General features: G+C 71.6%; 14 protein-coding genes. 7 read left to right on the plus strand and 7 right to left on the minus strand.

Features of this window, described 5'->3' with window-relative positions; all coding sequences use genetic code 11:
• Positions 1 to 313 precede the first annotated feature (313 nt).
• Positions 314 to 1,201, plus strand: a complete 888-nt coding sequence (locus FB465_RS33955) for an ATP-grasp domain-containing protein (protein ID WP_145796763.1) — start codon at positions 314 to 316, stop codon at positions 1,199 to 1,201.
• Positions 1,198 to 2,016: an ATP-grasp domain-containing protein gene (locus FB465_RS33960; RefSeq protein WP_145796764.1), complete on the plus strand. Its 819-nt coding sequence runs from the start codon at positions 1,198 to 1,200 to the stop codon at positions 2,014 to 2,016. Before FB465_RS33955 ends, FB465_RS33960 begins: the two co-directional genes overlap by 4 nt.
• Positions 2,017 to 2,054: 38 nt before the next feature.
• Here FB465_RS33960 and FB465_RS33965 read toward each other — a convergent pair whose 3' ends face one another.
• A complete protein-coding gene (locus tag FB465_RS33965) occupies positions 2,055 to 2,780 on the minus strand; it encodes a TetR/AcrR family transcriptional regulator C-terminal domain-containing protein (RefSeq protein ID WP_145797765.1) in 726 nt (241 codons plus the stop codon).
• Positions 2,781 to 2,933: 153 nt separating this feature from the next.
• Here FB465_RS33965 and FB465_RS33970 point away from each other — a divergent pair, with 153 nt between their 5' ends.
• On the plus strand, positions 2,934 to 3,665 hold the full coding sequence (locus tag FB465_RS33970) for a DUF4386 domain-containing protein (protein ID WP_145796766.1): 732 nt from the start codon (positions 2,934 to 2,936) through the stop codon (positions 3,663 to 3,665).
• 282 nt (positions 3,666 to 3,947) lie between these two features.
• Here the strand turns inward: FB465_RS33970 and FB465_RS33975 are convergent, their stop codons facing one another.
• Entirely contained in the window at positions 3,948 to 4,889 is a 942-nt protein-coding gene (locus tag FB465_RS33975; RefSeq protein WP_145796768.1) for an NAD-dependent epimerase/dehydratase family protein, read from the minus strand.
• A 326-nt stretch (positions 4,890 to 5,215) separates the two neighbouring features.
• Entirely contained in the window at positions 5,216 to 6,658 is a 1,443-nt protein-coding gene (locus FB465_RS33980; protein WP_425461232.1) for a DUF2252 domain-containing protein, read from the minus strand.
• 166 nt (positions 6,659 to 6,824) lie between these two features.
• Here FB465_RS33980 and FB465_RS33985 point away from each other — a divergent pair, with 166 nt between their 5' ends.
• Positions 6,825 to 7,226 carry a pyridoxamine 5'-phosphate oxidase family protein gene (locus FB465_RS33985; RefSeq protein WP_145796771.1) on the plus strand — a complete coding sequence of 134 codons (402 nt, stop codon included), beginning with the start codon at positions 6,825 to 6,827 and terminating at the stop codon, positions 7,224 to 7,226.
• A gap of 72 nt (positions 7,227 to 7,298) precedes the next feature.
• On the opposite strand, the gene FB465_RS33990 is transcribed toward FB465_RS33985, so the two are convergent.
• Entirely contained in the window at positions 7,299 to 8,924 is a 1,626-nt protein-coding gene (locus FB465_RS33990; protein WP_145796773.1) for a M4 family metallopeptidase, read from the minus strand.
• Positions 8,925 to 9,250: 326 nt separating this feature from the next.
• Between FB465_RS33990 and FB465_RS33995 the strand changes: the two genes are divergently transcribed.
• Positions 9,251 to 9,727 carry a GNAT family N-acetyltransferase gene (locus FB465_RS33995; protein ID WP_145796774.1) on the plus strand — a complete coding sequence of 159 codons (477 nt, stop codon included), beginning with the start codon at positions 9,251 to 9,253 and terminating at the stop codon, positions 9,725 to 9,727.
• Positions 9,728 to 9,832: 105 nt separating this feature from the next.
• Here FB465_RS33995 and FB465_RS34000 read toward each other — a convergent pair whose 3' ends face one another.
• Positions 9,833 to 10,045 carry an EF-hand domain-containing protein gene (locus FB465_RS34000; RefSeq protein ID WP_145796777.1) on the minus strand — a complete coding sequence of 71 codons (213 nt, stop codon included), beginning with the start codon at positions 10,043 to 10,045 and terminating at the stop codon, positions 9,833 to 9,835.
• Positions 10,046 to 10,290: 245 nt separating this feature from the next.
• Between FB465_RS34000 and FB465_RS34005 the strand changes: the two genes are divergently transcribed.
• Positions 10,291 to 11,181, plus strand: coding sequence for a spherulation-specific family 4 protein (locus tag FB465_RS34005; protein WP_145796779.1), 891 nt, complete (start codon positions 10,291 to 10,293; stop codon positions 11,179 to 11,181).
• A gap of 396 nt (positions 11,182 to 11,577) precedes the next feature.
• On the opposite strand, the gene FB465_RS34010 is transcribed toward FB465_RS34005, so the two are convergent.
• Entirely contained in the window at positions 11,578 to 12,090 is a 513-nt protein-coding gene (locus FB465_RS34010; RefSeq protein ID WP_145796781.1) for an FBP domain-containing protein, read from the minus strand.
• Between the two features lie 83 nt (positions 12,091 to 12,173).
• On the opposite strand from FB465_RS34010, the gene FB465_RS34015 reads away from it, so the two are divergent.
• Positions 12,174 to 12,905 (plus strand): tyrosine-protein phosphatase, encoded by a 732-nt coding sequence (locus tag FB465_RS34015; RefSeq protein WP_145796783.1) that lies wholly within the window; start codon positions 12,174 to 12,176, stop codon positions 12,903 to 12,905.
• On the opposite strand, the gene FB465_RS34020 is transcribed toward FB465_RS34015, so the two are convergent.
• The gene (locus FB465_RS34020; protein ID WP_145797767.1) at positions 12,895 to 13,599 is read right to left on the minus strand and encodes a helical backbone metal receptor; all 705 of its coding nucleotides are present in this window, start codon (positions 13,597 to 13,599) and stop codon (positions 12,895 to 12,897) included. The genes FB465_RS34015 and FB465_RS34020 overlap by 11 nt on opposite strands.
• Between the last annotated feature and the right edge of the window lie 90 nt (positions 13,600 to 13,689).

The raw sequence follows: 13,689 nt of genomic DNA on the forward strand, positions 1-13,689 counted from the left end.
CCAAGAGAGCGTAATGGCCCGGCCTGACACGGCCGAGGGGCCCACCGCAGCTGGGGCCCGTCCGATGCCTGGTCAGGACGAAGCTGTGACCTTCGGCGCGCTGCCCCGCCCGTCGCACAGCGGTGGGTGACGCGCTGCCGGAGCGATCGAGGGGGCCGCTTCCCGGACCACCGCCCTTTGGCTCGCTGTGGCCCGGTTGTTGCCGTTTCCTTACCGGGCGGGTGATCTTGCGTGGACGATTCGTGGCATCCTGGGGCGCTACAGACAGGCCGGGCGGGGTCGGCGGGAGAGCGGGGGGACAGGGGTCGTGCGGATGAAATTCTGCTTTCTGGTGGAGGAGCACTACCGGAACGACGGCATGCCGCTGGACGTCGTACGGCAGCTGACGGACTGGGGCCACGAGGTCGACGTGCTGCGTCCCGGCAGCTCGCTGCTCGACCTCGGCGAGCTCGTCCGGGCGGGCAGCCATGACGCCTGGGTGCTCAAGACGGTCTCCGGCGGCCCCGGTCTCGGCCTGCTGGAGGCCGCCGCCTCGGCCGGGCTGACCACCATCAACGACGCCCGCTCGATCCGTGGCGTCCGGGACAAGGCGCAGGCGGCCGTGCTCGCGGCCGGCCGTGGTCTGCCCGTGCCCACCACCTGGGCGGCGGCCCGGCCGGAGGACCTCGCGCTGATACCCGCCGACCGCTATCCGCTGGTGGTCAAGCCCGCTGACGGCAGCTCGGGCCGGGCCGTCCACCGGGTCGACCGGCCGGAGCAGCTGTCGGCGCTCGGGCAGCGGCTCGCGGGCGAGGGCCTGCTGATCGCGCAGCCGTACGTGCCCAACACCGGGGTCGACCTGAAGGTGTACTGCGCCGGGGGCGAACTGTTCGGCACCGAGCGCACCTCGCCGCTGGACCAGGGCGGGCGGCCGCTGCGGGAACGCCCGGTGGAGCTGAGCGCCGAGGTCAGGGGGATCGCGGCCAGGGTCGGCGAGGTGTTCGGCCTGGACCTGTACGGCGTGGACATCCTGCTCGGGCCCGAGGGCCCGGTCGTGGTCGACGTCAACGACTTCCCGAGCTTCCGCCAGGTGCCGCAGGCGGTGGCCAAGGTGGCCCGCGCCGTCCTGCAACTGGCCCGGACCGGCTCCTCCTGGCCCTTCGTCCCGGCGATGCCGGCGCCCCGGATGCCCGCCTCCGCCGCCGTGGGCGGCGTCGCATGAGGATCTGCCTGCTGACCTCCACGCCCGGCCACCCGCTGCTCGCCGCCACCTCGGCGCTCCTGGCCGGGCGGCACGAGGTGTCGGCGCTGACGCCGGACGGCTCGGCCGACCCGGGCGAGCTCGCCGACGTCTACCTGCTCAAGGCACGGACGCCGGCGGCGCTGGCCCTGGCCCGGCGGCTGGAGGCGCAGGGGGCGCCGGTGCTCAACTCGGCCGCCTCGACCGAGCTGTGCCAGGACCGGGTCCTGATGGCCGAGCTCGCCGAGCACGCCGGACTGCCCTTTGCCACCACCACCGCGGTCGACCGCCTCGCGGCCCTCGGCCCGGTCGAGCACCCGCTCGTGGTCAAGAGCCGGCACAGCCGCCGGGGTGACCTGGTCGCGCGGGTGACGGACGCCGCCGAGCTGCGCGCCCTCGCGGACCACTGGCCGGACGAGCCCGTGGTCGTCCAGGACCTCGCGCCGACCACCGGGTGGGACCACAAGCTCTGGGTGATCGCGGGCGAGGTCTTCGCGGAGCTGCGCCACTCCGAACTCGCCCCCGGCCCCAGGCGGTCGGCCCGCCGTCTGACGGTCCCACGGCCCTGGGCAGAGCTGGCGTTGCAGGTGGGCGAGGTGTTCGGCCTGGACGTCTACGGGGTCGACATCCTGGACGTGGCCGGCGAACCGCTGATCGTGGACATCAACGCCTTCCCCGGCATCCGCGGCCAGGCCGGCGCACCATCGGCCCTGGCCGCACTGGCCCTTGAGGTCGCGGCCGGCCGCCGACGCCCCCGTACGGTCTCGGCCCCGGCGGAGGAACGAGCGGCAGCCTGATGCGCTTGGGGGTACGCATCAGCTCCGTGGGCGCTTCGTCATGCCGGTCTCTTTGTTGGACGGTTGGCGGACGTCCACCCCTGCTGTCGGAGCCTCTCGAAGCCGTCGAGGAGAAGATCCAGCGCGAACTCGAACTCGAACTGGTCGTCGCAACTCCGGCCGACGGTGGACTCCTCGTCGTGGGCCGCCGTCATGGCCAGCTCCGCGATGTGGGGGTACTTCCCCGCCATCTGACGGCGCGCGACCGCCTGGGCTTCCGCGTCGACGCTTCGTGAGGCGTTGCTCTGTGAGTCGTCGAACAGCTCCTGGCTGAACCCCAGCAGACGGCTGCCCATGGCATGCATCACGTGATGGGTGAGATCGAGGGAGAGCCCGCCGGCCCGGAACATCCCGATCATCGAGTCGAGGTACTCCAGCACGGCCGGGGTCGGGCTGGTCCGCGACTCGATCACCTGGGACGCCCAGCGGTGGCGTAGGAGCACCCGCCGGGCCGAGAGGATCCGCTGCCGGACCACGCTCTTCCAGTCGGAGCCGCCGGCCGGTGGATCGATCTCGCCGACGACGACATCCACCATGCCGTCCAGGAGTTGCTCCTTGTTGGCCACGTGCTTGTAGAGCGCCATCGGCACGACGCCCAGCTCCTGGGCGAGTCTGCGCATGCTGAGCGACTCGATCCCGGTGTCGTCGGCAAGCGCGACGGCAGCCCGCAGCACCCGGTCCCTGTTCAGGGGGACGCGGCGCGCGGCCTCCACCTGCTGAGCCATCGCGACCCTCTCCTCCTGCTCCTCCTGATCAGGCATCGACTGCTTTCCCGTCCGGTGTCTCGTCTTGACGAGTGTACGGCGTACGCCTACGGTGAGCCACGAGGGCTAGGTGTACGCCGTACACCTGCTCGGGTGGGTCGAGAGGAAGCAAGGATGAGCTCAGACAGAAGGACCGCGGTGGTCGCGGGCCTGTTGTTCCTGGTGACCGAGATCGCCGCGATGGCAGGGCTTGTTCTCTACAGCCCGGTGCTCGGCGGGGCGGACTACGTGGTCACTTCCGGCGCCGACACCCGGGTGTTCCTCGGGGCGTTGTGCGAGGTGGTCCTGGCGGTCGCCGCCGTCGGCACCGGGGTGACACTGTTCCCGGTCGTCAAGCGACAGAACGAGGGGATCGCGCTCGGGTACGTCTGCGGTCGTCTGCTCGAAGCCGCCCTCATCCTCGTCGGGATCGTCAGCGTGCTGTCGGTCGTGACGTTGCGGCAGGACCTGGCGGGTGCTGCTGGCACCGACGCCGCCGGTTTCGTCGCTGCCGACAAGTCCCTGGTGGCCATGCATGATTGGACGTTCCTGCTCGGGCCCAACGTCGCCCTGGGGCTGAACACCGTGCTGCTGGCGTACCTGATGTACCGTTCGGCGCTCGTGCCACGGTTCATCGCCGTGCTGGGGCTGGTCGGAGGGCCGGTGATCTGCGCTTCGGCGGTCGCCGTGATGTTCGGACTCTACGAGCAGGTCTCCGTGCCGGGGTCGGCCGCGGCCCTCCCGGTGTTCGCGTGGGAGGTGACGCTCGCCGTCCGGCTCCTGGCCAAGGGGTTCAAGCCGTCCCCGCTCACCTCCGGAGGTGCCGGAGCTGGGGCCGGTGTCCTGGTGGCACACGGTGTCAGCTGAGCGGTGCCACCTGTTCGCCGGTTGTTTCGAGGCGGACGGTGATGGCCTCCACAGGGCAGAGCTCGGCGGCCTCGGCCAGTGCCTCGTGGGCGGTTGAGGTTGGGCGGCGCGGGTGCGTCCGGCCGTCCGGGCCGAGGGCGGGCCGTCCGGGGCGGTGGCGGCGCAACCGGATCTCGCTCCGCCGGCGGAGCCGGGGAAGCCGTGGCGATGGCTGACCGTCCGTAAACCCCGCGTGGCCGGCACCGGACGGCGCCGGCCACGCGAGGTGAGCAGGATGTCTGTTCAGCCGGTGCTTGCCAGCCGGTCACGCCACCAGTCCACCGTCGCCTTGACCTGCTCATCGACGGGGGTTGCTCGTACCGCGAATTCAGCTTCGTAAGCGCTCGAATCCGCTACAAACGGACGGTCGAACTGATAACGGACCTCCTTCAGTTCGCGGATCAGCGGGGAGAAGACCGACGCGACACCCAGCACGGCCGGTGAGAGCCTGCGTACCGCGACCGGCCCGGTTTCCGCCTGAGCGGCAAGGCGGTCGACCATCTCCCGGGTGGACAGCGCGGGCTCCGTCGGCACGTGCCAGGCCCGTCCCCAGGCCCGTTCCTCGCCCGCGACCTCGACCAGGGCCCTGGCCACGTCAGGGAGGTAGCTCCAGCTGTGCGGGGTGTCCGGATCCCCGAGCGTGGAGACCGGCTTGCCGCGCAGCAGTCGTGGCATGACCCGTGCGGCCAGGTGCCCGCCGTCGGTCACGCCGGGCCCGAAGAAGTCCGAGGCCCGCACCTCGACCGCCTTGAGACGACCCTGCTCGTGCAGGTTCTGCGCCTGCTCCCAAACGGCGGCGCGCACCCGTCCCTTGGGGCCGGTCGCCGCGAGCGGCAGCTTCTCGGTCATGGGACCGTCCACCGGACCGTAGCCGTAGAGATTGCCCAGCATGACCAGGACGGCCCCGGTCGCTTCGGCTGCCGCGCAGACCGACGAGGCCAGCGGCGGCCATTCACTCGCCCAGCGATGGTAGGGCGGTGCGGCACAGCTGTAGATCGCGGCCGCGCCCTGCGACGCCTCGATCAGCTGCTTGCTGTCCGTCGCGTCCAACGCGAGGTGCTCGATGCCGGGCTCCGGGCTTCGGCCCGACTTGGTGACGACCCGTACCGAGTGCCCCTCCTCGGCCAGCAGCCGAGCAGTGGCCGCGCCGGCGGGCCCGAATCCGATAACGATAGAAAGGCTCACGCACGCACACTAGCGCGGACTGTGCTGCCCTACGTCAGATGTCCGGCGGCCGAGGGCCGTTGGACCTCGCCGATCACCGCCGCTCACCTCCAGCGCCGGCTATGCGGTGGCTACCGCGTGTGCGGTGGGGGCGCTCCTGGCGGTGAGGGCGTGGTTGTAGCGGCGCAGGAGGAGGACGGCGGTGGTGGCGAGGCCGATGAGGAGGTCGAGCCAGGGCAGCGCACCCCGCCGCCCAAGGCCTCGACCGCCTCGTGCCCTCTCCGGATGCCTGAGCAAGCCATCAGGCGGGTGGGGGCCCGCCGTTGGGCGGCGGGCCCCCGTCCGGCTCACACCCCGGTCTCGGCCGGCAGACGGCCGGAGCGCACGGCCGCCACCAGTGCGGTGTGGTCCGCCTCGCTCTGGTCGGCGTAGGCCACGGCGAACGCGGCGAAAGCCTCGTCCAGGGCCTCGCTCTTGCCGCAGTAGCCGGAGATCACGCCCGCGTCGGCGGTGTGCGCGTGGGCCCGGGCGAGCAGTGCGCCCGTCATCCGGCCGTAGTCGTCCAGCAGCTCCGGCTGCAACGCCCCCGGGTCCACGCTGCCCTTGCGGTTGCGGAACTGGCGTACCTGGTAGGGGAGTCCGTGGACCGTGGTCCAGCCCATCAGGACGTCGCTGACCACTTGCATCCGCTTCTGGCCGAGCACCACCCGGCGGCCCTCGTGGGCCACCGCCTCCCGCACCGGGAAACCGGCCCGCGCCAGGTGCGGCAGCAGCACCGACGGGCGCGCCTCCTTCACCTGCAGCACCAGCGGCTCCTCGCGCTGGTCCAGCAGCAGGACCACGTACGAGCGGGTGCCGACGCTGCCCGTGCCCACCACGCGGAACGCCACGTCGTGGACGCTGTACCGGGCCAGCAACGGGTGCAGCTCCTCCGGAACCGTCCGCAGGTACTCGGCCAATGAGCCCGAAACCCCACCGGCCTGACGATCCGTCACCTCGCTCAGCACCGGCGGAGCGGCGGTGAACCGCCACCGCCCGTCCGCGTCCCGCACCGTCGACTTCGCGGCGAACCGGGCACTGGTGTTGCGCAGAGCCTTGGCCGCCACGCTGCCCAGCACCTCGGTGAGCTCGTGCGCATCGGCGAAGGTGACCAACTGCTCGTCGGCGACCGCGTTCCAGGCGTCCAGCGCAGGCAGCTTGGCGAGCACCCGCATCGTCCGCCGGTACGAGCCGACCGCGTCGTACGCGGCCTGCCGGCAGACCTCCTCGCTCGCGCCGGCCTGCCGCCCGGCCAGGACCAGGCTGGCGGCGAGCCGCTTGAGGTCCCACTCCCACGGCCCGGGCACGGTCTCGTCGAAGTCGTTGATGTCCATCACCAACCGGCCCCGGGCGTCGCCGTACAGACCGAAGTTGGCCGCGTGCGCGTCGCCGCACAGCTGCGCCGTCGTCCCGCTCGCCGGGGTGCCGGCCAGGTCGCAGGCCATCAGCCCGGCCGAGCCGCGCAGGAAAGCGAACGGAGAGGCCGCCATCCGGCCGACCCGTATCGGCACCAGGTGGGCCAGCCGGCCCGCGTTGGCCTCCTCCACGGCCCGCGCCACGTCCGGCCGGTCGGCCCGCACGGCGAACTTCGCGTGCGCCTCGCGGGCCACGTCCTCGCGCAGCTGCTTGCCGCGCCGCTTCGCCCCGCCCTGCGGCGGCCACGGCGCGAAGCCCGCCACCGCGGAGGTCCGGGCACCCTCCCCGGCCGCCCGCGCCTCGGTGTCCACTCTCACATCAGCCAACCCCACCACCGGACTCCGTTTCCGTCGCACGCCACAGGCTCACGCAACTGGCTCACGTCGCACGTTCACGCCACAACCGGCGCACCTGCAGCGACGAACGGTACCGCTCGCCGGTTCCACGGCCGGACCCCGGGCAGGCCGCCGAGCGCCGGTGGCGGCGCCGTAGCATGCCGGTATGGCCCACGACCTCAGCGCGCTCGACGACTCCTACCTGGCCTTCTGGCGCGAGTACCACCTGTGCACCCTCACCACGCTGCGCCCGGACGGTTCGCCGCACGTCGTCCCGGTCGGTGCCACCTTCGAGCCCGAGACCGGCATAGCCCGGGTGATCAGCGGCCGTACCAGCCGCAAGGTCCGCAACGTGCTGGAGGCCGGGCCGGGCGGGCTGCGGGTCGCGCTCTGCCAGGTGGACCGGGCCCGTTGGTCCACCCTGGAGGGCGTCGCGGTGATCCGCGACGAGCCGGACGTCGTCGCCGACGCCGTCCGCCGCTACACCGAGCGCTACCGTCCGCCGCGGGTCAACCCGGAGCGGGTGGTGATGGAGATCACCGTCGACCGCGCGCTGGGCCGCGCCTGAGTCCTTCGGCGGGACGGCATGGGGCGGCCCGGGCGCCGATGTGGCGGCCCGGGCCTCCGATCGTTTCGCTGGTCAGCCGACGGCGACCGCCGACCAGGCCGCCGCGACCGCGGCGTACTCGGCGCTGCCCGCGCCGTAGAGGTCGGTCGCCGCGCTGAGGGTGGCCGTCCGGGCGCCCGCGTACGTCGTGCCGGACGTCATGTAGACGGTCAGCGCGCGGTACCAGATCTTGCCGAGCTTGTCCCGGCCGATGCCCGCGACCGTGGAGTTGTTGCAGGTGGGGCTGTTGTAGGAGACGCCGTTGATGGTCTTGGCACCGCTGCCCTCGTCGAGCAGGTAGGCGAAGTGGTTGGCCACGCCGGAGGAGTAGTGGACGTCCAGGTTGCCGACGCCGGAGCTCCAGCAGTCGGCCGACTTGGTGTCACGGGACGGCTGGTCCATGAAGCGCAGCGCCGGCTTGCCGAAGCCCGGCTTCACGATCTTCTCGCCGATCAGGTAGTCCCCGCTGTCGGCGGCGTTGCCCGCGTACCACTCGACCAGGGTCCCGAAGATGTCGGAGGTCGCCTCGTTGAGGCCGCCGGACTCGCCGGAGTAGGTCAGCTTGGCGGTCCGTGAGGTGACGCCGTGGGACATCTCGTGGCCGGCGACGTCCAGCGAGACCAGCGGGCCGAAGGTGCTGCCGTCTCCGTCACCGTAGGTCATGCAGAAGCAACTGTCCTGCCAGAAGGCGTTGTTGTAGTTGCTGCCGTAGTGGACGCGGTTGTACGAGCCCTTGCCGTCGTTGGCGATGCCGTTACGGCCGTGGACGTTCTTGTAGTAGTCCCAGGTCTCGTTGGTCCCGTACTGGGCGTCGACGGCGGCGGTCGCGCGGTCGGCGGTGGTGCCGGTGCCCCAGTGGTTGTCGGCGTCGGTGAAGACGGTGGCGGGGGCCCGGCTGATGCAGATGCTGCCGAAGCACAGGTCGGTCTTGTTGGCCGCGTCACCGGTGTAGGTGTTGCCGCGGGTCGGGTCCTTCAGCTGGTACGTGCTGCCCGAGAGGGTGGTCTCCAGCGGGACCGTCGCGCCGTAGAGCGACTGGCCGTCGCCGGCCGCCGTCTCGATGGCGTCCCAGGCGTCGATCTGCGCGCCGGTGCGGGCGTCCGTCAGCACGGTACGGGCGACCGGGTTTCCGAGCGAGTCCTGGCCGGCCGCCGTGGTCTGCCAGGCGAGCCGGGGTGTGCCGTGCAGGGCGTCGACGAGCAGGTGGGGCTCGGCGGTGGGGTTGCTGACCGCCCGGCCGGGCGCGGCCTGCCGCAGGGCGCTGATGGCCTGCTCGCCCGCCGCGGTGGCGGAGACGGCGGGGGTGGTGGAGGCGACCGCGAGGTCATTGGTGACGGCCCGGTCGGCACCCCGGAAGGCGCCCTTGGCGGTCAGGTGGACCACGAGGTCGCCGCCGAGCACGGGCAGGCCCGCGAAGGTTCGGTCGAAGCGGACGTGCCGGCTGCCGTCGGCGTCGGTGACGACGTCGCGGACGGTGTGCCCCTGACGCGGGGTGACGGAGAGCTGGGCGGCGTGCGCGGTGAGCGCGGACTCCGCCTTGCCGATCGCGGCTCCTCGGCCGTCCTGGGCGGAGGCGGCGGGCGCCACCGCAGTGATCAGCGCGCTCGCGGTCAGGGCAACTGCCGTGGCGGCGGCGGTGGTTCGTATGCTGGCGGGCATCGTGCTCCTCGGATCTCGGGGGCGCCCGGACGGCGGGGCACGGGTGTGTGCCGCCGTGCGGGCGGGGATACGACGGGGCGGAGGGGTGTGCGCCGGCAGCGGAGAGGGCATGGCGAAGGGCGGACGTGGGCCGCGGGGAGTGGGGAGGCGCTGTTCAGGCAGGGCCGCGAGGGCCGGTGGGGGTGGAAGCTGCCGGATAGGCAGTTTTACATGTGCAGAACATCAGCTGTCCAGAGTGCGTACCCCTACGGTCTCGTGCCCGGCAGCGGGCTGACTGGGCGACAGCTCGCAGGTAGCGGCTGGTGAGGGGCCTGTAGGGTGCGGGCATGTCTTCGTCGCTTCGCCTCGAGAAGGTCACTCCGGACAACGTCGACGCCGCGTGCCGGCTGAAGGTGCGGCCCGACCAGGAGGGGCTCGTGGCCCCGGTCGCCAAGTCGCTCGCCGAGGCGTATGTGCACCCTGAGATCGCCTGGCCCCGGCTGATCTTCGACGGTGAGCAGCTCGTCGGCTTCGTCATGGGCTTCTTCGATGTCCAGTTCGACCCGGACAACCCGGACGACAGGTTCCGCTCCGGAATCTGGCGGCTGAACACCGCCGCCGACCAGCAGGGCCGGGGGTACGGCCGCTTCGCCGTGGAGTCCGTGTGCGAGGAGGTCCGAAGGCGTGGACGGACACACGTCACGGTGACCTGGGCCCCGGGAGAGCACGGGCCCGAGGAGTTCTACCTGCGGCTCGGGTTCCGCCTGACCGGCGAGAAGAGCGGCGATCAGGTCGTCGGCGAACTGGCCCTGACCGGGGCCTGAGCGCCCCGGACCGCAGGCCGTGCCGGGTGTGGGGCGCTGAGGTGATGTCCGCGTCCGGCACCGGCCCGGTGGGGCGGCCCGGGAGCCGGACGCGGAGATGGCGCGTCAGCGCTGCTGGATGGCCCAGAACTCGTCGAAGGACAGCTGGCCGTCCTTGTTGGTGTCGGCGTCGCTGATGAGGGCCTGAGCGACGGGCACGGTGACGTAGGGGTCGCCCAGCTCGGCCATGACCTTGGTGTACTCGGCGGCCGAGATGAAGCCGTCCTGGTTCACGTCGAACCGGTCGAATGCCTGCTTGGCCGCCTCTATGTCTGCCATTGTCTGTCCCTTCCTACGGATGGCTGTCGTGCAGGTACCTTAGCGGCCCCGCCGGCTGCCCTGGTCCACCGGCTCCGGATCGTGCCTGGTGGGAACCGTCGCGTGCGCTCCCGCGTCCTCCGGGCCGCGCCCCGGGCGAGCATGCGGGGGCGCCGGACGATCCGCGCTGACGATCAGTCAGAATGCCGGGGGTGGCCGAGTGCCACCGTTTATCGTCTTGTCTTCTTGTCAACGGAGGAAAACCCATGCGTACAGCGGTGAAGGGCCTTGCGGCCGTCCTGCTGAGTTCGCTCCTGGCCGTGCCGGCCACCGCCGCCGATGCGGCGGCCGCGACCCCGGTCCGGGGCCTGGAGATCGGTGTCCCGGCGTACGTCTGGCCGGGCGACCCGATGCTCACGGACCTGAAGGCCGCCACCCCGGCGACCTCGATCGTCATCCTCAACCCCGGCAACGGAGACTCGCCGTTCGACGCGAGTTGGCAGGCCCAGGCCGACACCCTGCGCCAGGGCGTCACCGCGACCGGCGCCCACACCCGCGTGCTGGGTTACGTCCACACCGAGAACGGCAGCCGCTCGGTGGCGGCCGTGAAGGCCTCCATCGACAACTACCTGAAGACCGCGGACGGCCGGCTGCACGTCGACGGCATCTTCTTCGACGTCGTCAACCGCGAGTGCGGCACCAACAACAGCATCCGTGACTACTACCACTCGCTGCGCCAGTACGTGCAGGACACCATGGACGGCGTGGACCCGTCCGTGCAGGACCTGGTGGTCGACAACCCCGGTACGGCCATCGCCGACTGCTACCTGGAGCCCGGCCACCGCACCGCCGACACCTTTGTGACGTACGAGGGCAGCTACGCCGACTACACCGGCGGCGGCTGGCTCGGCGGCAACGTCTTCAACTACACGGCCGGCTACTACTCGGGCGCCACCTTCGACCCGAGCGGCACCGCCTTCTGGCACCTGGTCTACGACGTGCCGGACACCGCCGCCATGCAGACCTCGCTGACCACCGCGTTCAACCGCGGCGCGGGCTACGCTTACGCGACCGGTGCGGGCCTGCCCAACCCCTGGAACGTCAGCCCGAGCTGGAAGTTCGGCGCCCAGACGTCGTACGCCGCCACCATCGGCTGACGGCAGGAGGGCGGAGCCGCTGTGGGCTCCGCCCTCCAGGGGGCGCCGGTTCAGGTGGTCGGGTTCGTCGCCCGGACGTGGCGGCCGCCGCGGCCTCGCAGAGCGATCAGCCTGTAGAGCGGATCCGGTCTGGCCACCTCCTGGTCCGGCAATGATGAGAGGTCCCGGCACAGGTCCGCGACCTCGGCCGGGTCAGCTTCCCGGATCCAGGGGAATCGGCCTGCCGTGATTCGCTCGCGCCACTGGCGTGGGCTGCGGCCCTGGCCGATCCCGGGGAAGCTCGTCTCGGTGACCGGTCGAAGGCTCGGCCTCGCCGTCATAGTCGATCACGACGACTACCTAACCGGACTCAACGCGTCGACTCCAGAGCCTTGCACCTGCTCGTGTGACGAGCTCTCAGCGGCCGTCGGTCTCCTTGATGACCTGGTCCAGGAAGGTGTCGAGGTTCACCAGGGTGCGGGTGATCTGCTCCTCGAGGGTCAGGGACTCGGTGATGCGGTCGACCAGTTCGGGCCTCTTCTTGCCCCGGACGTAGAGGGAGCAGGCGAGATCGGCGCACATATAGGTGCCGACGGTGCTTCCCTCGCGGCCTGCGGCGCCGGCCTTGCGGGCGGCGAGCAGGGAGACCCCCGAACCGGGATGGGCGGTCACGCAGATGGAGCAGATGTTGCTCTTGAGGTTGCTGCGGCGGACTCCGGTCGGGACACGCAAGGTGATGCCGACCAATCCCTCGGGCCGCTCGGCGACGAGGTAGGCGCGGTCGGGTGCACCGTGGTCGCGCCATCCGAGGAAGTCCAGGTCGTCCCAGGGCAGTTCGCCCATCCCTCGGGGCAGGTTCAGCCTACGGGCCTCACCCTTCGAGCAGTTGATGAAGGATGCGCGGATTTCGTCCTCGTTGAGCGGTTTCATGTGTTCGGAAACTAGCAGGTCGGCCCATGCGCGTCGCGCGATTTTCTGCAGCGGGGAGGACCCGGCCGACATAGGGTTGCCCGGTGACACGACACTTGGACTTCTCCCGCCTGCACAACTTCCGCGACCTCGGCGGCTACCGCACCGAGGACGGCCGAACGGTGCGCTGGGGCAGGCTGTACCGGTCCGACTCGCTCGCCAAGCTGGAGGGCGAGGACTGGGAGCGGTTCCTGTCGCTCGGGGTGCGTACGGTGATCGACCTGCGCTACCCCTGGGAGATCGAGCAGAAGGGCCGCGTCCCGGAGACCGCCGGGCTCGGCTATCACAACCTCAGCATCGAGCACCGCCCGTACGACCAGGCCGCCCTCGGCCCGGACGTCGACACCGCCCGCTACCTCGCCGAGCGCTACGCCGAGGTCGCCCTCGACGGGGTGAAGGAGCTGGGCCGGGCACTGGAGTTGATCGCCTCGGCCGACAGCGGCCCCCTGGTCTTCCACTGCGCGTCCGGCAAGGACCGTACCGGGATCGTGGCGGCGCTCGTCCTGGCGCTGCTGGGCGTGTCCGAGGAGGACATCATCGCCGACTTCGCGCTCACCGGGCTCGCCACCGCCCGGCTGGTCGCCGACTGGCACGCGGCCAACCCCGGCCGTGAACTCCGCTGGCCGGGGTACGCCCAGGCGCCTGCCGAGCTCATGCGGCTCTTCCTTGCGGACCTGACGGACAGTCACGGATCCGTACGCGCGTACGCCACCGAAGAGCTCGGCGTCGACGCTGAGCTGGTGGCTGCCCTGCGGGAGAACCTGCTCAACCCCTGAGCTGTGCCGTGAGGAGAGCGGGAGCCTCCGCCAACGACGGGCCGTACCAGGTGAGATGACGTCCACTGACCAGGGCGCAGGCCACGCCGGGGAAGGCCTCGGGGCCGTCGTCGGCGGTGAAGCGGTACGGCTCGTCCGGCAGTACGACCAGATCCGGCCCGGCCGCCAGCAACTCGGCGACCGGGATGGCCGGGTAGCGGTCGGCGTGCCGGGAGTGGATGAGCTCGACACCGAGGCGGCTGAGCAGGTCGCCCGCGAAGGTGTCCCGGCCGAGGACCATCCACGGCCGCCGCCAGATCGGCACCACGGCCCGTACCCGCCGAGGCGTCGACGGTACCTCGCGCCACGCCTGCCCGGCCGCGTCCAGCCAGGGCGGGCGCGGCAGGCCGCAGGCGACGGTGAGCAGGCGTTCCAGCGAGGCGAGCGCCTGGGGGAGCGAGCGGACCTCGGTCACCCAGACGGCGATCCCGGCAGCCCGGAGGGCCGCCAGGTCGGGGGCGCGGTTCTCCTCCTCGTTCGCCACCACCAGGTCCGGTGCCAGCGCGACGATCTTCGCGATGTCGGGGTTCTTGGTGCCGCCGATCCGTGCCACCGAGAGCTCCGCCGGGTGGGTGCACCAGTCGGTCGCGCCGACCAGCAGATCCGGGGCGGTGGCCGCGACGGCCTCGGTGAGCGAGGGCACCAGGGACACCATCCGGCGGATCGCGCCGAGCGGTATCGGCGTGCCCTGGTCGTCGGGGACGGAACGGGGAGCTGAGGCCATCCCGATACGCTACCCGCCCGC

The sequence above is a fragment of the Kitasatospora atroaurantiaca genome (assembly GCF_007828955.1).
Classification (GTDB): domain Bacteria; phylum Actinomycetota; class Actinomycetes; order Streptomycetales; family Streptomycetaceae; genus Kitasatospora; species Kitasatospora atroaurantiaca.